Below are 21804 nucleotides of genomic sequence, written 5' to 3'. Positions count from 1 at the left end.
AGGCAGCGGAACTATCGAAAGCCAGTTGAAGGTCGGCAATCCTGTGCCGACGAAATCGTCTGCCACGTGAGGCGGCAGAAGGCGTCGGGAAGGGATTCCCGACCTACTCCGGCGTGGTGCGTGCAAGCTTGGTAGGTCGGCAATCCCTTGCCGACAAAGGTGTCTTAACAGCATTAAGGATTAGGATGGAAACGAGAAGGAAATTGGAACCACCATGAAATACACCGCAAGCATCCAAGGACGCGGCTATGCCTTCGCCGATCTGAAGACTTTGCTGGCGAAGGCGTCGCCCCTACGCTCAGCGGACGAACTGGCCGGAATTGCGGCCGAGTCGGAGGAGGAGCGTGCCGTCGCGCAACGGGTATTGGCCGAGGTTCCCATGTGCCGCTTCCTCGAAGAACCGCTGATTCCGCCTGAAGAGGACGAGGTCAGCCGGTTGATCTTCGAGACGCACGATAATGCCGCGTTCGCGCCCATCTCGGCGCTGACGGTCGGCGAGTTTCGAGAATGGCTTCTTTCCGACACCACCGCCGACGAAGCCATCGCGAGGATTCGCACGGGCCTGATGCCGGAAATGGCCGCCGCGGTATCTAAGATCATGCGCAACCAGGATTTGATCGCCGTCGCCAAGCGCTGCACGGTCACCACGCGGTTCCGGAACACCATCGGCCTCTCGGGACGGCTTTCCACGCGATTGCAGCCGAACCATCCGACCGACGACCCGCGCGGCATCGCAGCCAGCATTTTGGATGGGCTGCTCTACGGCAACGGAGATGCCGTTATCGGCATCAATCCCGCGACAGATAGTCCGAAGAACATCGACACCCTGCTCCGCCTGCTGGACGAGATCATCGTCGAGCACGACATCCCCACCCAGTCCTGCGTGCTCGCCCATGTCACGACGACCATGGACTTGATGCGGCGCGGTTCGCCGGTGGACCTGGTGTTCCAGTCCATCGCCGGGACCGAAGCCGCGAACCGGAGCTTCGGCATCGATCTTTCCCTCCTGCGCGAGGCGCGCGAAATGGCGCTGTCGCTGAAACGCGGCACGCTGGGCGACAATCTGATGTATTTCGAGACGGGCCAAGGCAGCGCCCTGTCTGCGGACGCTCACCACGGCATCGATGCGCAGACCTGCGAGGCGCGGGCCTACGCCGTCGCCCGCGCGTTTTCGCCGCTGTTGATAAACACCGTGGTGGGCTTCATCGGGCCGGAATATCTGTACGACGGAAAACAGATCATCCGCGCGGGGCTCGAGGATCATTTCTGCGGAAAACTGCTGGGCCTGCCCATGGGCTGCGACGTGTGTTACACCAATCACGCCGAAGCCGACCAGAACGACATGGACAATCTGATCACGCTGCTGGCGGTGGCCGGCTGTACCTATATCATGGGCGTGCCCGGCGCCGACGACGTCATGCTGGCCTATCAGAGCACCTCGTTTCACGACGCCCTTTACCTTCGCAAGGTTTTGGGGCTCCGGCCCGCCCCGGAATTCGAGGAATGGCTCGACCGCATGGGCATTTTCGACGGCCGCAATGCGCTGAGCCTCGGTCCCATGCCCCCTCGCCTGCTCAATGCGATGGACGCACTGACGGAGGACAGCCCATGACCGATCCCTGGTTCGCCCTCAAGCGTTTCACCCAGGCCCGCATAGGCTTGGGACGCGCGGGCCATGCCGTTCCGACCGAAGCCCTGCTCGACTTTCAGCTCGCCCACGCTCAAGCACGGGATGCCGTGCACTTCCCTTGGGACATCGAGGGGTTCGCCGAAAGCTTGCGCGAAATGGGCGAAGATTGTCTGATTTTGCGAACGCCGATCCGAAGTCGCGCCGAATACCTCCGTCGCCCCGATCGGGGTCGCGTTCTCGATTCCGGTTCCCGCACGCGGCTGGATGACATGGACGGCGGCGGTATGGATGTGGCATTGATCGTCACCAACGGGCTGTCATCCACCGCCGTCGAACGGCACGGTCTGCCCCTGCTGGAGGCGGTGATCGGTCGATATCGGTCACGGCGCATCCGGGTCGGGCCTATCAGTCTGGTCGAGAACGGCCGGGTGGCCCTGTCGGACGAAATCGGTTTTACCCTCGGCGCGCGTGCGGCCGTCATCGTCGTCGGCGAACGACCGGGGCTCAGCGCCGCCGACAGCCTCGGCATCTATCTCACCTACGCGCCACGGCCGGGCAGTACCGACGCCCAGCGCAACTGCATCTCCAATATCCGTCCGCCGGAGGGATTGAGCTACGAAGCCGCCGCCGCGAAACTGCTCTACCTGACCGAGGAAGCCATGCGCCGCCGGATTTCCGGGGTCGCGCTCAAGGACGAGCTGGATACGGTTTTACCGCCGTCTCCCGAGCCGCTGGGCCTAAAAAAATGACGGCGACAGCCTAATTCCATTCGGCATTCGAGTGAGCATTAATGGGTGGGTTAGCCCCTCGGCTCCGCTCGGGGCAGGCCCTTCGACAAGCCTGTCCTGAGCATCGTCGAAGGGCTCAGGACAGGCTCCGCATAACCCACCGACCCTTCGACTGGGCTCAGGACAGGTCCGAGGCCGCTCGGTGGGTTACGGCCGCGCGGCCTAACCCGCCATCGATGGGTTTCGCTTCGCTCTACCCATCTACAAAATGAATGCCTGATTGAAAGCGATTTGGAGTAAATCGGATCAGGCCAGCATGTTCTTGATCGTCCGCTCGTATTCCGGGAAATAATGGCCGATCACCGGCAGGTCGAAGCGACGCAGGATGCTGGTATTGGGCTCCCGCTCCAGCAAGAAATCGAACGAGCGGCTTACCAGTCGCTCGACCGGCGCTCTTCCGTCCGTCAACCTGGCGGCATATCCCGGATCCACGGTAACCGTGTGCGTCGTCGTGGCCTGCGCCTCCACTGTCACCTCGAAAGTGGATTCGGTAAGCTTCTTTACCGTAATCTTCGCCATATGACCCTCCTGTCCGAGTCTCGATAGTTGTCTATGTTTCCGGAAATTCGACCGAAACCATGCTACCGGCAATGTACCGGCGATGTCGACCGAAAGGCTAGAGCGTTTTTCATCCCGGTGTACGGCTTCGTGTCGGGCAGGAAGAACGTAGGTCGGCAATCCCTTGCCGTCTTATCGGCTCGGCAAAGGATCTTGCCGGAAGGGGCGTCCTGGCGCTCCCAGGACGGCCGTTTGCGATTGGAAGGGTCATTCGGGCGCTCCCCGGATGACCGTTTGCGATTGGAAGGGTCGCGACTAAAGCGACCGTTTGCGATTGGAAGGGGCCGATTAAAGGCCCGTTTGCGATTGGGAAGGGATTGCCGACCTACTATCGGGCCCTCTGACACCGAATCGGAAAATGCTCTAGCCGGATTCCGGTAAGCAGCGGATTGCGCAAGCCGTAAGGTATCCGTAGGATGAAAGGGACGCGCCAAAACGATCGAGACCTGAGAGAAACCGCCATGGAACTGGTCGAATTGTATGGACACTACTGTAAGTATGCAAAGCGAAAGGTTTTCATCAGGCTGTGAAACATCCCTGCGGTGGCCGTCGTTCCGATCGCTGCTCGGGTTTGCGGTCTGCTTTTTCGGTCTGGCTCTGCTCAGCCACTGGATCTCCCCGAAGCCTTACCACTTTGTCGCGTTTTGGCTGCCTAGCGGGTTTTACCTATCTACGCTCGCTACCCGTCCTCGGACCCTTTGGCCGGCATTCGTTATGACGGCGCTCGCAGTCAATTTCGGCGTCAATCTATGGGTATTCGACCAGCCTTATGCAATTGCCGCCGCTTTTTCTCTCGGCAACACCATGGAAGCGTTGACGGGCGCATGGCTATTGGGACGCACGGTCGGCATGCCATTACGCCTGGAAACGGTACAGGATGTGGTGGCGCTGACCATACTGGGAGCCTTGCTGAGTGCGACCATAGCCGCCACGGCGGGGACTGCGCCGATCGCTTTGGTCGACCGCGAACCGTTCGCTGCGGCCTGGCTCACATGGTGGACCGGCGACATCGCCGGGATCATGGTGACGGCTCCTCTTTGCCTCGCACTGCCGGCTACCCGCTCGTATTGGCGCAAGCTGCCGCCCGCTAGGCGGATCGAAGCGCTAGCCGCCCTGGCGTCGGTCGCGGGACTGACCTTCGCTGTTTTCACCGACCGCATTCCGTTCACCTACGTCATCATGCCACCCCTGCTTTGGATAGGCGTGCGTTTCGGCATTCCCGGCGTTTCGTTCGCGATTCTCGTCCTGGGAATCATCGCCGCGCGATACACGGCACTGGGGCAAGGCGCTTTCGCGGGAGCGCAGTTCGAGATTTCCGTCCAGGCTCTCCTGGTACAGTCCCTGGTCGTGCTGTTCTCGATATCGGTACTTGTGCTGGGTGCCCTGGCGAACCAGTGGCGGCAAGCGCTGGCGGCGTTGCAGGATGCCCGCAATCATCTCGAGAAGGAAGTCGACGAACGCACGGCAACCTTGCGCGACACGCTCCGATTGCAGCAGGCGATTCTGGACGGGGCCAATTACTGCATCGTCTCGGTCAATAGGCAAGGCATCATCCAGACCATCAACAAAGCCGCGGCGAAAGCGCTCGGCTATTCCGCCGAAGAACTCGTCGGCAAGGAGACGCCGGCGATCTTTCATGATCCCGCCGAGCTCGAGGCCCATGCGAAAGCGCTCGCCGATACGCTAGGCCGTCCCGCTACATCGTCCATCAAATTCTTGCCGACGCTGATCGAAGCCTGCGGATCGACCGAAACGGAGTGGAGTCTGATCCGCAAGGACGGCAGCCGGTTTCCGGCCCAAGTCTCGATTTCGGTCATGCGCGACGAAAAGGGGGCGATCACCGGCTATCTCGGCATCGCCAACGACATCACGGTGCGCAAGGAGGCCGAAAAGGCGCTGCAGCGGAGCCAACACGATTTGAACCGCGCCCAGGCGGTCGGCAAGATCGGGAGCTGGCGGCTCAATGTTCAGCGCAACGAATTGCTCTGGTCGGCCGAAAACCATCGGATTTTCGGCATACCCGAGGGTACGCCACTGACTTATCAGACGTTCCTCCGCTGCGTCCATCCGGACGATCGGAAATATGTCGACCGGCAATGGAAGGCGGCACTCCGTGGCACGCCTTACGACATCGAACACCGCATCGTGGTCGGCAAGGACATCCGCTGGGTCCACGAAAAAGCCGAGCTGGAATTCCACCGAGGTGAGGTGCTGAGCGCATTCGGAACCACTCAAGACATCACCGAGCTCAAAAGGGCCGAATTGGCTTTGCGCCGCCATAACGAACGGCAGGCGGAGCTGCTGGCCATCAGCCGTGCGGCGCTGGACAGCCAAACCACCGACGTCGAACTAAGCCGGATGGTCTTCGAGAAAGTACACGCCCTGCTCGATGCCGACGTAGGTTTCAACTACCGGGTTGACGAGAACGGCCGAAGCCTTCGCCTGATCGCTGCGTACGGTATTTCCGAGGCGCTGCTTCCCGCCATGGAGAGGCTAGATCTCGGCGACACCATGTGCGGCACGGTCGCCGCTACGGGCACTCCCCTGATCGCCGATACCGCTCGCATCGAAAACGACCCCAAGAGCATCCTTCTTCGCAACATGGGCTTGCGCGCCTATGCCTGCCACCCGCTCATGGCGGGCGATGGCCGTACGCTCGGGACGCTTTCCTTCGCGAGTACGCGGCGCGAGCATTTCGATCCGGAGGAAATCGAATTCCTGCGGACGCTTTGCCTATTTACCGCCATGGCTTGGGAGCGCGCCCGCGCCATGGCTGCGCTGCGCGATGCCGATCGACGGAAAAACGAGTTTCTCGCCATGCTGGCCCACGAGCTCCGCAATCCTCTGGCACCGATACGCAATGCCGCTCAGCTGATTCGAAAACTCGCTGCCGACGAGCCTAGGCTTCAGGGTGCGAGGGAGATCATAGACCGCCAGGTCATTCACCTCTCGCGCCTGGTCGACGACTTGCTGGACGTTTCCCGCATCACCCAGGGCAAGGTGACGCTGAGAAAGGAACCCATACCTCTCAATACCGTCGTCGAGCGAGCGATCGAGGCGACGCGGCCCTTGATCGAATCCCGGCGCCACAGGCTAACGGTCGATGTCGCACCAGCACCCCTCTTGATCGTCGGGGATGCGACCCGCCTGATCCAGGTCGTGGCCAATCTCTTGAACAACGCCGCGAAATACACCGAAGAAGGCGGCTCGATTTCGGTCCGCACCGAGGCCAAGGGAGAGCGGGCACTCATCCGTATCAGAGACACCGGCCTTGGCATCGCTCCCGAGCTATTGCCCCATGTCTTCGAGCTCTTCATCCAGGGCGAGCGCTCTCTCGACCGGAGTCAAGGGGGCCTCGGCATCGGGCTCACTTTGGTTCGGCGCCTGGTCGAACTGCATGGCGGGCGCATAGAGGCTTTCAGTGCCGGTCCAGGCAAGGGCAGCGAGTTCGTCGTCGAGCTACCGCTCGCTTTAGCGCCTGCGTCGGAACAAGCCGCAGCCGCGGCCGATTCGTCACGGCAGTAGGACTTAGCCAAGTAGGTCGGGAATCCCTTCCCGACAAACGAGTTGGCGTGCAGATCCGTCGGCAAAGGATTGCCGACCTACCGACCTGCGCCGGCGAGTAGCTCGGAAATCCCCTCCCAAATCAGGCGGGCCAAACCTGCTTCGCGTGGGCACTTTTGCCCTGCATCGCTGTCTTTGGTTTATTGACACCGGCTTCCGGCAATCAAGACCTATAAGCAGCCATGCCCTCGAACAGACAAACGGTCCGCATTGCGGCCGTCGGCGATATTCACTACACCCTGTCCTCGCAGGGAATACTTCAAACCATTTGTGCTTATGTTTCCGAGAACGCCGATATTTTGTTGCTTTGCGGCGATATCGTGGACTACGGACGGGCGGAAGAGGCTCGGCTGTTCGTCAAGGAGCTGACCGCCGGCGTAAAGATTCCCATCCTCGGCGTGCTCGGCAATCACGAGTACGAAGCAGGCCAAGTGCACGAGGTGCAGCATATTTTCTCCGATGCCGGAATCGTCCTGCTCGATGGCGACGCTCATGAAGTGCATGGCATCGGCTTCGCCGGTGTCAAAGGCTTCGCCGGCGGTTTCGGCGAGCATGCCCTGCAACCATGGGGCGAAAGCACGCTGAAGCGATTCGTGCACGAGACCGTGGAGGAATCACTGAAGCTGGAGTCGGCGCTCGCCAAATTGCGCATGCCGCATCGGATCGCCCTGCTTCACTATGCTCCGGTCAAAGCCACGGTTGTGGGCGAACCCGTCGAAATCTATCCGTTTCTGGGGTCCAGCCGACTCGAGGAACCTTTGAATCGTTACTCGGTAACCGCGGTGTTTCACGGGCACGCCCATCGCGGACACCCCACGGGAAAAACCGGCGGCAATATTCCGGTTTACAACGTCGCCCTGCCGCTTCTGCGGCGCGCCTTTCCGGATCGACCTCCGGTCCGGCTGATCGAGCTTCCGGTCGAAGCATCTGCCGAGACGGAACATCACTCGTTCAACCAGAAACCATACCCCGTACAGGGCTAGCAATATTTATGGACACACCGTTTTCCGCGCCCGATACCAGCCCACCGCCGATCGACCCGACCGGGCGGTCATTCTATTGTCATGGGCTGACGCTTTTAATCGACGCCCGGGTTCCGTTTCTCGTCGGAGGAGCCTACGCACTGGAGTGCTACACCGGAATCTCGCGCCACACCAAGGATCTGGATATCTTCGTGCGGCCCGACGATCGGGATCGCATCATCGAAATTCTTGCAAGCGCGGGCTATCAAGCCGACGTCACGTATCCTCACTGGCTCGCCAAGGCGTACTACGGGGAATACTTCATCGATATCATCTTCAGTTCCGGAAACGGCATTTGCGCCGTCGACGAAGCGTGGTTCGAGCACGCCCCCCGACGGGACATACTGGGCGTGCCGGTATTGCTTTGCCCGATAGAGGAAATCATCTGGTCGAAATCCTTCGTACTGGAGCGGGAGCGTTACGACGGCGCAGACATCGCCCATATCCTCCGTGTCTGTTCCGACCGATTGAATTGGACTAGGCTGATGGACCGCTTCGGCGCCCACTGGCGGGTACTGCTCAGCCATCTCGTTCTTTTCGGCTTCATCTACCCGGCCGAAAGAAGCCGCATTCCCGATTGGGTGATGCAGCGGCTGCTGGCCCTTTTGGCCGACGAGCTTCGCAGCGCACCGCCTTCCGAGCGCCTCTGCCAGGGTACGCTGCTCTCACGGGAACAATATCTGACCGACATCATGCGCTGGGGTTACCAGGACGCCCGCCTGCAACCCAAGGGGCGAATGACCCACGAAAACATTGCCCACTGGACGGCCGCCATCGATGTCAAAGAATAAATCCGCATGATCGACCGAATACCCGGTTCATCGCGGATGTCGAATGCTGCGATCTGGCAGCGCAATCAGTCCATTCTTGCTATCTAACCATACGTGTTCCGACTTCTTCGAATCGCTCTATTGACCGCCGTGTCCGGCGCTTTGACCATGACGACCTTGACCGATTTCTGGGACGGCTATCAGTTGGCCAGCACACTCGGGCGTCCGGACGCACCGTCTTCCTGCACGGTCCCGTCGACCGACTGGGAGCATGCCGCCCCGTTTCCGCAACTGGAAACCCGTAGCGACCTCCCTGAACTCCGGGTCGTCACGTATAACCTCCATTCCGGACTCGGGCCTCGCTGGCGCGTTTTTGCCGACCGCCGGGAGGTCGAAAGCAATCTCACCGGCATTGCCGACCGGATCGCGGGAGCATCACCGGAAATGCCCATAGACGTCGTCGCGCTTAACGAAGTGGACTTCGGCTCGCGCCGTAGCGGCTGGATCGATCAAGCCGCATTTCTGGCGGACGAACTCGAGCGTCGCACCGGCCATGCCTACGCGGTGGCACGCGGCGAAACCTGGCGCCGGGATACACCCGGCCTGGAGGTCCGCTTCGGCAACGCCGTACTGTTCCGGCACTCGGCGCTTGCCGTGGATGCCCGGATTCTGGAAAAGACGCAAAAGACGAGTTATGCCTCGGCTTTCCCGGTGAGCGCTCTGGACCGGATCTTGAACGAGCCGCGCGGAGCGCTTCACCTACGCATTCGGTTCTTCGGCCAGCCGGTGGACTTCCTGGTTACCCACCTCGAGGCCTTCAACCCCGCGCGCCGGGAAGCGCAGGCGGCCGATCTCCTGCAGCGGTTCGTCGAGTCCGGCCGGACTTCGATTCTCCTCGGCGACATGAACACGGTTCCGACCGCCCTGACATACCAACGTCCTCACTTCGCCGCCGACCGCACTCACGACGTGTTGACCAGCGGCGACCTCGCGGATGCGCGGGTTGTCGTCGCAGCGCGCGAGGGCGTCAACGATTTTTCGGGTTGGGCAACCTTCCCGGCCCTTGCACCGGTATGGCCTCTGGACGGATCGTTCGCCACACCCGATCTGATACCTCAAGCCGTTCAGGTGATCGGCGCCGACGAATCCGATCACCGCGGACTGTCGGTCACCTACGGCTGGCTGACGCCCGAAGCGAAGTCGACCTTCATCCGCTGGCACGATGCCGTGCGTCAGCACCAACTGGCACGTCTCGTCGACTGCGACGTCCCGAAGCGCATTCCGGACAAGCACCGCGTTCTCGAATGGCTGAAAACGAACACCGGGTTCGTGAGTATCCTCTCGGGCATCGGCGGAGGATCAAAGGATACTCCTCAGGACGGGGGCTAAGTTGTTGCATCGTCTGCCTTCTCCCCGGTTTGAGGATGTCGAAAAGTTCGCGATCGATGCGGCTCATGCCGGACAATCCCGGTCCGGCACCCTACGGGCGGACTTACCGTGCACCAGTTCGCCGGGAGCGAACTGGAACGTGGGAAGCACGGCCCGAAGGGCGAGTCTCATGGATGAGACGAGTAAATCGGCCTCGTCGCGTTGCGTCTTGCCCTGCCGATTTGTCCCTTCGTGCATCGCATCCTATTAATCAGGCCCGTAAATACCCTCCTGGTATTTCGGGCCGCCGCCCAGGCCGGTACACGCCCGGCCTGGGCTCACGCGGCTTGTCGCCGCGCCGGGGCATCCCTGCCCCGGATTAACCCGGCCTATATTTATAGGCCGGGTTAATAATATGCAAAACGCCCGTTTGCCATTCGAAGTACGATGGTAGGGCGGGTTAGCATACCCGCGTAACCCGCCTTTTCGCCGTTTCATTGGAACAACGAGGTATACGCTGCAAAATGCAAGGATGACCATGAATCGATATGGACGCCGAACCCATCGATTCGGCCGCATCGTTTTAATTGTTCTGGCCGGCGTGATAGCGATCTGGCTGGTCGGTCATCTGCTGCTCGACGTCCAGTTCCCCGATCCGCTCGTTACATCGACGGATGCCGGGCGACCCGACGATGAGGATCGATCAATGCGCGAAATCTTCGAATCCTTGCCCGCCGAGGGCGCCACCGTGTCCCAGGTGACCCTGTTGGACGATAACGTGATGGCCTGGGTCGAACGCTGGCGCCTGTTGGCTAACGCTCGAAAGCGTCTCGACATCAGCTATTTCATTCTGGAACAGGATGTCTTCGGCATCGCTTTTCTCGGCCATCTCGTCCACAAGGCCGGTCAAGGCCTTACGGTCCGGGTGCTGCTCGACGCCATAGGCACCACGATGTCGCGCGACGTCCAGGGGAACGATTACCTCGATACAGTGGTACAGACGGCCAATGTCACCGTAAAGCTGTACCGCCCGCTGCGCTATCGCTTCCAGGATGCCTTTCTCACCCTGAATCCCGCGGCAATCGTTGCCAGCGACCACGACAAGATTCTCCTGGCGGACGGCGTTCACGGCCTGATCGGAGGACGGAACATCGCGACCGAGTATTTTGCCGACCTGAACTTCGATCCCAAGGCGTTTCGCGATGCGGACGCGGTATTGACCGGACGAGAGGCCGGAGCCGTGCTCGAAGCCGTGTTCGAATCGCAATACGACGGTGGAGAGGCTCATGCTGTCACCCGCGAAACAGTGGACTTGCTCGATTCGACCAGTGACTTGCTGCTCGCCTACCAGGCTATGGATTACTGGCTGCGGGGCGAACCCATACCCGAAGCCGTGTCAGCCCGGATTCGCGATCGCCGGTTGCCCTGGATCGACGAGCTTCAGGCTCGTCCCATGCTCCACGGCGCTCTGGCCAGACCGGCCCCTGAATCGGTGCAGGCGCCCGTTCGTTTTCTCGACAGCCGCACTCGCCTGATCAGAACCGACGATCCCATTACAGTCAGCCTTGGCCGGCTGGTGCGCGGCGCCAAGAAATCGATTTTCGTCGCCAACCCGTATTTGGTGCTTTCGGAGCAAGCCGTAAGTGTATTGGAAGATGCGGCTCGGCGCGGCGTAGAAATCACGGTACTCACCAACAGCCCCGTGTCCAGCGATAATCCCCTCAGCCAGGCTTTTTTCCTCGAGCAATGGCCGAAACTCCTGGCGCGGGTTCCGACGCTGCGGCTGTTCGTCGCCGGGGACCGCCATAATCTGCACGGCAAGTTCGCCGTGATCGACGATCAGCTCGGCCTGTTGGGGACTTACAACCTCGACCCCCTCAGCATGGCCCTCAACAGCGAACTGGTTGCCGCCGTATGGTCTGCCCGGTTCGCCGAAAAACTGCTGGAAACGGGACGACAACTTATCGCCGCGGGCCCGCCGACCGCCTACGAATACCGCATCGCGCGCGACGATGAGGGCCGCCCTAGCCGCGACGAAGAAGGACGGATAATCGTCGCTTTCGGACCGAACGATCACCTTGAGCGGGACGACTGGACAGCCGTCCGGCGCTACCGGTGGCTGGTTCGCGGACTGGCGGCCGTGAGCGGACGCTCGTTCTTCTAAAGTGCTGCTCGGAACCGTATAGCCAAAGCCTCGGGGAAACGGTCTATCGCTGTGTCATCGGCGCCGGCTCGAAGCCTTTGGCGGTGGCGGCAGTGACAGTGTGAGGACGAGACTCCGGCGGCTCGGAATAGGCACGCGCGATCAGCGGCGTCAGCGTTGGCTCGAGGGATTTGAGCACTTGCACCGGCAAGGCGCTCGTGAAGCGATAACGCGCGGCGGCGGGTCCGGTCACGTACGCAGTCACTGTTCCGAAGTGGCGATCACCCAGCATGAAGGCAAATGTCGCCGTACGACTGATGACCTGTGTTGCGATCAGCCGTCCGCCGGGTCCGAAAATCTCGCGTTGATGATCCCCCGTCCCGGTTTTGCCGGCCATGACGAGGGGCGTACCCGTGGGGCCCTTGTACACGCCTTTGACCCGTATCGCAGTGCCGCGCTCGACGACATCGATCAGGGCGCTGCGCGCAGCCGCCGCCACCTCCGGCGACAACACCCGTCGGCCTTGTGCCTGCGTCAGCTGCATGAGTGTCTCGTAAGGCGTATCCGCTGCGAAGTGGAAGGCGTCGAAGCGTACCATCGGGAGGCGCACGCCGTCGTTCAACAGGATGCCCATCAATTCGGCGAGTGCGGCCGGACGGTCTCCCGAGGCGCCGATGGAGCTGGCATAGGAAGGCGTCAGAGCCCCGAACGGGTAACCGAGCCGTTTCCACGCCCGGTGGATTTGGGCAAAAGCCTCGTTCTCCAGCAAGGTGCGAATGCGCTTGTCTTGCGCGTAACGGCGGCTGGTCTTGAATAGCCAGCGATACACCTGTTGACGCTCCTGTGCGCTGGCGCCGACGACCTCGCCAAGGGTGGCGTTCGGATGCTCGACCAGATAGCTCACCAACCAAAGCTCAAGGGGATGGATACGCGCGATATACCCGCGATCCTGCAGGTCGAAGCGCTCCGTGGAGTATTTTTCGTAAAGGTCCGTGATGTCTTCGGCGGATAGGCCTTGGCCCACGTGGTGCGCCTGCAAATAATCCCGAAGAGCGGCAACGTCGCGACGCGGGTAGACCGAGCGATATACGGTGGCCAGCCGTTTGGGAACGGGGTGCACGCTCCCGGTTAGGATATCCAGGGCTTCCTGAGGGGTTTTGTTCCGGTACTTGGCATAAAAGCGGCGCAGATACGCTTTCCCTTCCTGGTCCGCGAAGCGCTCCAGATACTGCTGCCGCTTTTCGCTGTCCTTCGCGTCCATCCAGCGTGCCACGCCATCGGGCTTATACAGGTGGTAGTAGACCACGTCGCGCATGAGCCGGATGAAGACCAAGTTCACCGATTCCTGCAGTGCCACGCGCAGGGACATAATCTTGGAATTATCGTCCTTATTGAAATTGGCGAAAGTGTGTAGCCCGCCGCCGGTAAAAAAAGCCTCTCCCGGGCTGGCCGAGTAGCGGCGCTCCAGCGCCGCCTCGAGCATGGCTGATAACCCGATCTTGCGGTTCGCAAGAAGCTGATCGACAACCCACCGCGACAGATGATCGCGCGGGTGAATCTCGGCCCGGCGCAGGGTCTCGCTCGGTTGGCCGGCATACTGGTCATAAAGTTCCGCGATGATTTCCAGGTAATGCACCAGGGTGCGCAGCTTGGCGGTCGAACCGAGGTCCAGCCGGATGCCCTCGTTCACATCGAGCGGCTGCTCGTTGTTGTCGGCCTGCACCCGCAACAGGTTTCCTTGGCTGCTGCGCTCGTACAGAACGAAGCTGTAAACGATCTCGCCAAAATCACTGTCGGTGCTGAGGAGCCGAAAACCCAAAACCCCTGCGGCACGCGCCTGCTCGGGCTCGCGCAATCTGCGCAAAGCCTGGGCTACCGCCTGCTGAATGTCGTAATCGATGGTCGAGCGGGCGGTCAGATCGAGCCGGTCAAGGTCGTAGATCCGGCTCACACCCAAGGCGGTGGCAAGCCGGGCGCGCAATACGCTTTCGGTCTTCCGATCGATGAGGGGTGCCGCGGGCGTCAGATTGGCCTGGACGCTCGTAGCGCCTGACACGCTCAGCGCGGCATCGCGCAGCGCCGTTGGGATGACCCCCTGCGCGGCCAGCACGCGCAGATGGCTGTCGGCCAGGTTCTCCAGGTCGGCACGCCCTGCCAGGAGATAATACGCGGGGCGACGTTGCGCCAGCAGGAGGCACAACACCTGGCGATAGGCCAGCGCCTGTTCCGCGGTGATCCCCTCGCCGGTGGACAGGTTCGCGGCGCCGAGTAACTGGTTCACCGCAGCAAAATCCGATCCGAACCATGCCTGCAAACCATCGCCGAGTCCGTGCACTTCGCCGGAATCCGGTACGGCGGCGAGCGGCATGGAATTCAGGTAGGCCTGAACGATGCCGCGCCGTGCCTTCCGGGTGTCGGGGCCTAAGAGGTAAGCGCGCAGCGAGGCGCTGCTCATCTGCCGCAGCTTTTCCATGGGGTTGTCCGTACGGCCGCCGGGGGAATGGCGGTATTTCTCCATCTGGGTGGCGAGTGTGCTGCCGCCGGCCACGTTGATGTCGGCTCCGAGCTTGCGTGCGATCAGCTCCATGGTCGCCCGCGCGAAGCGGTCCCACTCGATCGCAGGATTGAGGTGCGGATAACGGTCATCGAGCAATTCCCGGTTCTCGATGAAGAGTAAGGTTTTGATCACCAATGGCGGTATGGCGTCGAAATCGGGATAAATTCGGGTGGGGTAGGTTTTACTGAACAGGACTTCGCTATCGCGATCGAAGATCGTGAGACCGGCCTGGATCTTCTCGAAATAGGTGGCATAAAAGCCCTTGTCGACCACACGCAGCAATTCCGGCGAAAACCGTGCCTGCGCGGTTATGGAGAAGCCGAGGTTCCGGAGACGCTGCTGAAAGCTCGGAAGGGCCGTGTACCCGAGCCGTTCATCGTAGGGCCCGGCGCTCGGATAGCGGATGGCGGCGCTACCTCCCGGCTCCACCTGGAAGCGCAGATGCTCGTCGATCGAAGAGAAATAGCGTGATTGGAAATCCGATGTCTTGATTTCCTGGAAGATGTAAATGGCAGTGAGCGCCAGCAATGCCCCGGCCGTGCTCCAAACGGTGATCCTGAACAGTGCGCCGCTGCGTTGGCTCATATAAGCTAAAGGTCCTCCCGCCCGCCAAGAATTTATCAATCAGGCCCGTACATACCCTCCTGGTATTTACGGGCCGCCGCCAAGGCCGGTACAGGCCCGACCTTGGCTCACGCGGCTTGTCGCCGCGCTAAGGAAACCCTGCCCCGAATTAACCAAAATAATAGCCCCAAACAGGGCGCCGCGAATATCGTGCGTGCGCCGCGATTGCAAGACAAGTTTCCATTCGATGCCAATGGGGTCCGCGGTAGATTCTACGGGAGTGCGACGTTTCATGTCCTGGGCTCAGATTGGCCGACTCCAGCCAGTCTACAACCCACCGGTTGCGTGCAATCCGCCGATTCAGCCGACAAAGTCTTTGCGCATCATTGCCGATCCGAGCAGGACATAGCGCGGGATATCCAAAAGGGTGTCAAATCGACGTGTCCCATGTACCGCCGCATGAAGCGAAAATCGGAAAGCCTCGTGAATCAGCCCCCTCGGACAGTCTGCGACTGTCTCCGAGCTTATTTTGTCGCTTCAGAAAAGAATCCGAAAGCCGGAAAATCGACGTTATCGCGTACCCGGCGGAAAGCATTGAAGAGGGACGGCGGAGGCATCGGGCTTTGGTTATTTGCTTTAGTTTTCCTTAAGCGAAAGACCGACGCCCACCGACACGAAAGGACCGCAAGGCAAACGATAAAAGCCTAATCGGTTTCACGCCGCCCCGTTTCAGATGCCGAAACCTCCTAACAACCGGAATCCTTGCACTTCCGGCAACACTCGACGATGGTCCAGGCACCGCTTGCGGACCGCCGACGCAAGAATAGGTAGTCGGATGACAAAACCATTTGCTTGCACAAAGGACATCGGTACTTGGAAGACTGAAGATAGGTTTTCTCTTGCTTTTTCATGAACATACTTCTTGAGAAATTTAAGTGGAATATTGCGTGAGCTTCACGCCCTTTCGCATTCCGACGGCGTCGTCTCTCCGTGAGGCCGGAATGACCAGCCATGCCAATCGGTTGTCTCCCCTATGAGCGCCGGCGTCTCGCCATCGCGATACCGCTGCCACATCGCTTCGAACAAGCCTTCCAGATGGCCCGTATAAGCCCGGATATCGAACAGCGGCGCGCTAAGCCGATTCGCGGCAAGTTTGTGTTTGATTCGGGATAGATGCTCCGGGCGGGTGGCCAGATCGAACGCCAGGTCGTAGTAACTTTCGAGATCGTCGGCGATCAGCTCGGGCAAACCGATCGCGTGCAAGAGACTCCCCGCCACCCGCGAAGGAAAGGTTTCGCCCGCGCAGGTCACCAGGGGGACGCCGGCCCACAGTGCGTCGCTGGCCGTCGTGTGCGCATTGTAGGGCAGCGTGTCCAGCACCAGGTCAGCGAGCCCCAGGCGGCCCAGGTGTTCGACCTGCGGCTTGTCATCCGCAAAAACGAGCCTATCCGGCGAGATCCCGCGTTGATAGGCTTCATTTCTGAGATTGCCTTCCGCCAGTGTGCTCTTAAGCAGCCAGAGCACGCTTCCGGGCACGTCGGCAAGCAGCCTGCACCAGATGTCGAAAACGTCCGGCGTTATTTTGTAAGCCTGGTTGAAACAGCAAAACACGAATCCCTGTTCTGCCAATCCGGCCTCGGCGCGCGTGGGCCGAACCCCTATCGGGCTTTGGCGGCCGTGAGGCTGATAGGTGTTGGGCAGGTACGCGAAGGCTTCGCTGTAGTCGTCCGCGCTGCCGGGCGGCGTCAGAAACGGATCGGTGATGATGTAGTCGCAGAATTCGCCGCCCAAGGTTCCGGGATACCCCAGGTAATTCACCTGGATGGGCGCCGGGCGGAAGGTAAGAATGGCGGTGCGGGTAGCCTGGGTATAGCCCTTGAGATCGATGAGAATGTCCACTTCGTCCTGATGAATCGCCTGGGCGGCCTCGGACGTGGACAAAGTCTGGATGTCGACGAATCGGTCGAAGCTTTTCTTGAGGCGCTCCCGCATGCCCTTGCCGTCGTCCGGGCCGTATGAATAGGCGAATACCTCGAAGCGCTCCCGGTCGTGGGATTCGAGCAACTCCACCAGCAGCAGCGACGTGGCATGCTCGTGAAAATCGCAGGACAGGTACCCCAAACGTATTTTCGGCCTCGCCGCCGAGCGGAACGTAAACGCCAGATCGGCCCGCTCCGCAGCGGACGCCTCGATGCGCGTCTTCATCCAGAGATCGGCACACGCGCGCTGCTCGCCCGCGCTCATGCCGGGCAGGGACAGCAAGTGAAACGGCGAAATCATCCCTGTCTCGCTTTTCGCGAGGATGGCTCGTATCTTTCCGCGCCATTCGTCGAGACGCTCCCACTCGCACATGCGTCGGCTCAAGTCGTAGAACTTCATGGGGTTTTCACTCTGGAACCGGCGCCGATACCCGCCGAAAGATACATCGGTCTTGCGCTGAGCTCCTTATTTAAGCGGACAGGGACCCTTGCGGCCATCGGTGCGTCTTGAAATCAAGCTCACACGCGGCTCCGTAGACGTTTTGATTTGGGAATCCCTCCGGCACTCCGGGCAGGAATAAGTTTGTGTGTCCTGAAGGGCCTTGGAGGAATATGAATAGGATATTCGCCACGTGATTTCCACACGGAACACGCAGCCGCAAAACCCGCAGGTTTGTTGGAAGTTGCTGGCCGTGAGAGAAGAATCGCAGGGTGTTGAACTCGTGGATAGCATCTCGACCTCTGAAGTTTGGTTCGCCATCAGCCTGCCCGAGGAGGCTTGCCCAAGGCATTCCGAATGATCCCTAGCATTCCTGTACGAATTGTCCTTGGTCTTAGAACAGTGCGCTTTCGGCGGAGAAATGTCCAGAAGACGGGCGAAATAAATTTAATTAGGTTATTCCGAAGAATGCGCGTATCCTGACGCTAGTTTGTCGCGGCTGAAGACCGGTCTTCGCCACGAGGATACGGAATTTCCCACTCAGTCCATGCCGCGAGGCACCTGTTAATCCCGCCTCCTCCTGCAAACCGCACGCGGTGCGTCCGTTTCGGACGACCCTGTGGTCACCTCAACCCAATCGCTCACGCTCAACCGGTGCCGTGCGTTTCACGCGGCAGGCCAGAGCCAGGAAAAAAAGATAATGGCTTTTACTTCTCTGGGGCTTTCCAAGGCCCTTTTGCGCGCCGTGGCCGAACAAGGCTATGCGGCCCCCACGCCTATTCAAGCCCAGGCGATTCCCGCCGTACTCGACGGCCGGGACTTGCTCGCCGCGGCCCAAACCGGAACCGGCAAGACTGCCGCCTTCACCCTGCCTTTGCTGCAGCGTTTGACGGAAAGCAGCGGAACCCATCATCGACCGGACCGCTCCCCTAGAGCGCTGGTTCTGGTGCCTACCCGCGAATTGGCCGCGCAGGTCAGCGAAAGCGTGCGCATCTATGGCCGATACACCGGGATCCGGACGGCGGTAATTTTCGGCGGCGTAGGGTTTCAGCCGCAGGTGGCCGCTCTGCGCCGGGGCGCCGATCTTCTGATCGCTACCCCCGGACGTCTGCTGGACCTCATAGCTCAGCAACACGCAAACCTCGCCGGAATCGAGTATCTCGTGCTGGACGAGGCCGACCGCATGCTCGACATGGGGTTCATCCATGACATCAGGCGTATCCTGGGATTACTGCCGAAAGTCCGCCAGAACCTCTTGTTTTCCGCAACTTTCTCCGATGACATCCGCACGCTTGCGGCGAGGCTCCTGCATCAGCCTCTGAGCATCGAGGTGGCACCGCGCAATGCGCCGGCCGAGATGGTCAGTCAGTCGATCTATCACGTGCCGAAGACGGGAAAGCAGGTATTGCTCGCTCATCTTCTCACCAGCGGGCGCTGGGGTCAGACCCTGGTCTTCACTCGAACCAAGCACGGCGCCAACAAGTTGGCGGAGCAGCTCGACCGGGATGGTTTTCGCGTCGCGGTGATTCACGGAAACAAGAGCCAGTCCGCGAGGACCCAGGCTCTGGCCGATTTCAAGGCGGACCGCGTGCAGATTCTGGTGGCCACCGACATCGCCGCCCGCGGCCTGGACATTCAGCAGCTTCCCCATGTGGTCAACTACGAACTCCCGCACGTTCCCGAGGATTACGTGCACCGCATTGGCCGCACCGGCCGTGCGGGCGCGGACGGCGCCGCGGTTTCGCTCGTATGCAGGGATGAGGCTCCGCAGTTGCGGGACATCGAGCGCCTGCTCGGTCGGCGATTGCCCGCCCACCCGGTGCCGGAAGAAATCCTGTCGACCATGACGACAGAGCAGGCGGTTCCGCGCACGCCGCCGAAGCCCATGCCGCGTCCAAATGCCCGCGCGAATACGCGCCATCGCACTGCAAACCCGCCTCGCCGCGCACTTTGATACCTCGCTGAGCGCTACCGAGAGGAGACCGATTAATGCAGGGAATCTATGCCGGCGATTCGCCGTCCGACTTCACCGAAAACGAATTCACCGGTTTGTTCGGCCAGCACCGCCGAGTGCGGGCTATGGAACTGGCAAGGCTCACTTCCGGCGGCCGCTGCCCCGGTTTCGGCCTCGTTGAAATCAAGGGCCGCGAGGCCCGCGCCGCGATCAGTGTCCTGAAAAGGTACGCCCAGCGCGGCAACTGTCTTCGTATCAGCGAAGAGCGTCCCCGTGGGCGAAGCGGCGGCAAAAGGCGTCGTTTAACGGCTGATCGACCGTATCGGCAGCCATCCTTTTGATTTTTTATTTTTCCTTTTAGGAGTTTTTTATGAGCAAGAAATTGTACGTCGGCAATCTGAGCTACACCGTGAGCAGCCGCGATCTCGAAGAGATGTTCGCCACGCACGGCGCGGTGGACTCCGCGAATGTCATCATGGACCGCGACACCGGCCGCTCCAAAGGCTTCGGATTCGTTGAAATGAGCAACGACCAAGAGGCTCAGGCCGCCATTTCCGCCCTGAACGGCAAAGATGTCGACGGGCGCAGTCTGACCGTCAACGAAGCGCGTCCGCGAGAGGAAAGATCCGGCGGCGGCTTTGGCGGTGGTCGCGGTGGTTTCGGGGGTGGACGCCGGTACTAAAAACCGCTTCGGCCTGGAAGCCGGCCGTTATCCCGGCCGACAAAGATCAACGCATAAAAAAGGCCGATCTGCGCCATCGCGCCGCCGGCCTTTTTTGCCATCGAAATATAAAAACCTTAACCCTTCGCTTTTCCGCTAGCCGGGTCAGTTGCCAGTGGTAACATGAATTAGCGGGATGTCGGCCTATCCCTTCCTGGGGGGCGACGCGACATCCCTATTTCTGTGCTCGAATGCCGCTTCCCTACCGCCCTTTCGAGTGCGATTTATTTAAGCGCCGAGCTTCGGCCGAAAAAAATACGTGCGAGCTCTTACGTAGATCTCCGCTAATGGCGGCGGTCAAACGGAGATTTCGTGACTGATGTCAAATTCATTTCAAATTGAAAGTGTTACTGTTGGTTCACGCCTAGATCGACAGTGACGGTTGACCATCCGGTGCAGCCCCCATGGCGCGGTCGCTATCCCGAATATGCCGGCGTGGGAACCTTCCTCACACAAGTGTTCTTCGGCGGAAAGTCGGAGCCCCGCAGAGGTTAAGGAAGCTCTGATTAAGTCCTTCGACAGGCCTGTCCTGAGCCAAGTCGAAGGGCATGAACGGAATCCACTTGTTCAGAGCTTCCTTAACTTTTCCTAGCCCCTCCGACCAGAGTGGGTCTCCTTCTAGCCGAAATTCCGAATATCGACGGCACCTAGAGACTAGGTGCCAGTTTTTTACATGAGATCTTGAAATCAGAGGGAAACGATGGCGACTAGAAAATATCGCCTGTGCCACCATCCGGAATTGATTCAACGCTTATTGGATGCAGCCGACATGATCTATCTCGATCCCCAGGGAAACCGCGCCAGACTTAACCGTCTCCTAGGTCTCGTCGAAAGATTGCAGGGTAGAAATCCGCTGATCACGCCCCCTCGTCATTATCATTTCGGCTCCGCTTCCCGTTCCAGGTCTGCTCCGTTCAACCCACCGATGAATGCCGAATGCTCGAACGGCGCCGAACCGTCCTCGCCCGAGCAATTGGAAGAGGCCGTCGGGCGCCGGAGACGCGCCTCAAAACCCTTTCACTCGTGAGGGGCCGATCGCTCCCAAACTGCCGACGCGTGCCGAACCTTCGTCGGCTCGCCCTGTCCCACTGTTACGGACCGCAAGCAGGCGGTTCTTGATCGTCAGCATGATGAAAATCCGAGAACGGAGGGAAACCCCATGGAAGTAAGAGAAATCATGACCCCCAACCCAGTCTGCTGTACCCCGGACACCCATTTGGAAGCTATCGCACGACTGATGGTACGGCACGACTGCGGCGAGATACCGGTCGTCGAGAACGAGGAATCGATGCGGCTGGTCGGCGTCGTCACCGATCGCGATATCGTCTGCCGCAGCTTGGCTCAGGGCAAGAATCCAATGGGCATGACCGCACGGGAATGCATGTCCACCCCGTGCGTGACGGTTACACCCGAAACTTCGCTGGAAGACTGCTGCAAGGTGATGGAAGAACATCGAATCCGGCGTGTGCCGGTAGCCGATCGAAGCGGGCGCTGCTGCGGAATGGTTTCCCAGGCGGATATCGCCCGGCGTGCCCCGACCCAGCAGACGGCGGAAGTGCTCAAGGAAGTCTCTCAGCCAAAATCTACCGCGGAACCTGCCATGGCTTAGTACTACAGCCGCATTTATTTAGGTCTAACAAGCATGGTAATCGACTGAGGAGACTGCCATGCAAGACTCGATACGACAGTGGGACGCGGAGCTGACCGCACTGCATGCGCGGATTGGCTCGCGTTTTCGGCGGGCGGA

Annotated in this window: 16 protein-coding genes; 12 read left to right on the top strand and 4 right to left on the bottom strand. The window is 60.4% G+C overall.

The annotated features are described in order from the left end of the window. The first annotated feature begins 214 nt into the window (after positions 1–214). Both JOD69_RS20485 and eutC read left to right on the top strand, forming a co-directional pair. On the top strand, positions 215–1612 hold the full coding sequence (locus JOD69_RS20485; protein ID WP_210024191.1) for an ethanolamine ammonia-lyase subunit EutB: 1398 nt from the start codon (positions 215–217) through the stop codon (positions 1610–1612). Continuing rightward, a complete protein-coding gene (eutC, locus tag JOD69_RS20480; protein WP_210024190.1) occupies positions 1609–2379 on the top strand; it encodes an ethanolamine ammonia-lyase subunit EutC in 771 nt (256 codons plus the stop codon). Before JOD69_RS20485 ends, eutC begins: the two co-directional genes overlap by 4 nt. A 285-nt stretch (positions 2380–2664) precedes the next feature. Here the strand turns inward: eutC and JOD69_RS20475 are convergent, their stop codons facing one another. Then, positions 2665–2937 carry a hypothetical protein gene (locus tag JOD69_RS20475; RefSeq protein ID WP_086133294.1) on the bottom strand — a complete coding sequence of 91 codons (273 nt, stop codon included), beginning with the start codon at positions 2935–2937 and terminating at the stop codon, positions 2665–2667. A 519-nt stretch (positions 2938–3456) separates the two neighbouring features. Here JOD69_RS20475 and JOD69_RS20470 point away from each other — a divergent pair. From JOD69_RS20470 to JOD69_RS20455, 4 genes are all read left to right on the top strand, one after another. Next, positions 3457–6501 carry an MASE1 domain-containing protein gene (locus tag JOD69_RS20470; protein ID WP_077731097.1) on the top strand — a complete coding sequence of 1015 codons (3045 nt, stop codon included), beginning with the start codon at positions 3457–3459 and terminating at the stop codon, positions 6499–6501. A gap of 221 nt (positions 6502–6722) precedes the next feature. Then, the gene (locus JOD69_RS20465; RefSeq protein WP_077731098.1) at positions 6723–7523 is read left to right on the top strand and encodes a metallophosphoesterase; all 801 of its coding nucleotides are present in this window, start codon (positions 6723–6725) and stop codon (positions 7521–7523) included. Positions 7524–7531: 8 nt separating this feature from the next. Beyond that, positions 7532–8353, top strand: coding sequence for a nucleotidyltransferase family protein (locus tag JOD69_RS20460; protein WP_077731099.1), 822 nt, complete (start codon positions 7532–7534; stop codon positions 8351–8353). Positions 8354–8446: 93 nt separating this feature from the next. Then, positions 8447–9721 carry an endonuclease/exonuclease/phosphatase family protein gene (locus tag JOD69_RS20455; protein ID WP_210024189.1) on the top strand — a complete coding sequence of 425 codons (1275 nt, stop codon included), beginning with the start codon at positions 8447–8449 and terminating at the stop codon, positions 9719–9721. Positions 9722–9784: 63 nt separating this feature from the next. Here JOD69_RS20455 and JOD69_RS20450 read toward each other — a convergent pair whose 3' ends face one another. After that, positions 9785–9958: a hypothetical protein gene (locus tag JOD69_RS20450; protein ID WP_168183734.1), complete on the bottom strand. Its 174-nt coding sequence runs from the start codon at positions 9956–9958 to the stop codon at positions 9785–9787. Positions 9959–10238: 280 nt separating this feature from the next. On the opposite strand from JOD69_RS20450, the gene JOD69_RS20445 reads away from it, so the two are divergent. Next, positions 10239–11864 carry a phosphatidylserine/phosphatidylglycerophosphate/cardiolipin synthase family protein gene (locus JOD69_RS20445; RefSeq protein WP_168183733.1) on the top strand — a complete coding sequence of 542 codons (1626 nt, stop codon included), beginning with the start codon at positions 10239–10241 and terminating at the stop codon, positions 11862–11864. A 43-nt stretch (positions 11865–11907) separates the two neighbouring features. On the opposite strand, the gene JOD69_RS20440 is transcribed toward JOD69_RS20445, so the two are convergent. Together JOD69_RS20440 and JOD69_RS20435 are read right to left on the bottom strand one after the other, a co-directional pair. After that, positions 11908–14985, bottom strand: a complete 3078-nt coding sequence (locus JOD69_RS20440; protein ID WP_086133290.1) for a transglycosylase domain-containing protein — start codon at positions 14983–14985, stop codon at positions 11908–11910. A 933-nt stretch (positions 14986–15918) separates the two neighbouring features. Continuing rightward, positions 15919–17343, bottom strand: coding sequence for a UDP-N-acetylglucosamine-peptide N-acetylglucosaminyltransferase (locus JOD69_RS20435; protein WP_086133289.1), 1425 nt, complete (start codon positions 17341–17343; stop codon positions 15919–15921). A gap of 739 nt (positions 17344–18082) precedes the next feature. Between JOD69_RS20435 and JOD69_RS20430 the strand changes: the two genes are divergently transcribed. The 5 genes from JOD69_RS20430 (at position 18083) to JOD69_RS20410 (ending at position 21666) form a co-directional block, all read left to right on the top strand. Then, positions 18083–19336: a DEAD/DEAH box helicase gene (locus tag JOD69_RS20430; protein WP_086133288.1), complete on the top strand. Its 1254-nt coding sequence runs from the start codon at positions 18083–18085 to the stop codon at positions 19334–19336. A 35-nt stretch (positions 19337–19371) separates the two neighbouring features. Continuing rightward, the gene (locus tag JOD69_RS20425) at positions 19372–19677 is read left to right on the top strand and encodes a hypothetical protein (protein WP_086133287.1); all 306 of its coding nucleotides are present in this window, start codon (positions 19372–19374) and stop codon (positions 19675–19677) included. A gap of 29 nt (positions 19678–19706) precedes the next feature. Beyond that, the gene (locus JOD69_RS20420; protein WP_077731106.1) at positions 19707–20018 is read left to right on the top strand and encodes an RNA-binding protein; all 312 of its coding nucleotides are present in this window, start codon (positions 19707–19709) and stop codon (positions 20016–20018) included. A 739-nt stretch (positions 20019–20757) separates the two neighbouring features. Beyond that, positions 20758–21084 (top strand): hypothetical protein, encoded by a 327-nt coding sequence (locus tag JOD69_RS20415; RefSeq protein WP_077731107.1) that lies wholly within the window; start codon positions 20758–20760, stop codon positions 21082–21084. A 132-nt stretch (positions 21085–21216) separates the two neighbouring features. After that, positions 21217–21666, top strand: a complete 450-nt coding sequence (locus JOD69_RS20410) for a CBS domain-containing protein (protein ID WP_139840994.1) — start codon at positions 21217–21219, stop codon at positions 21664–21666. Positions 21667–21804 lie beyond the last annotated feature (138 nt).

The organism is Methylocaldum sp. RMAD-M (assembly GCF_017832375.1).
In the GTDB taxonomy this organism is placed as follows: Bacteria; Pseudomonadota; Gammaproteobacteria; order Methylococcales; family Methylococcaceae; genus Methylocaldum.
This window is presented reverse-complemented; position numbering and strand designations above follow the sequence as displayed.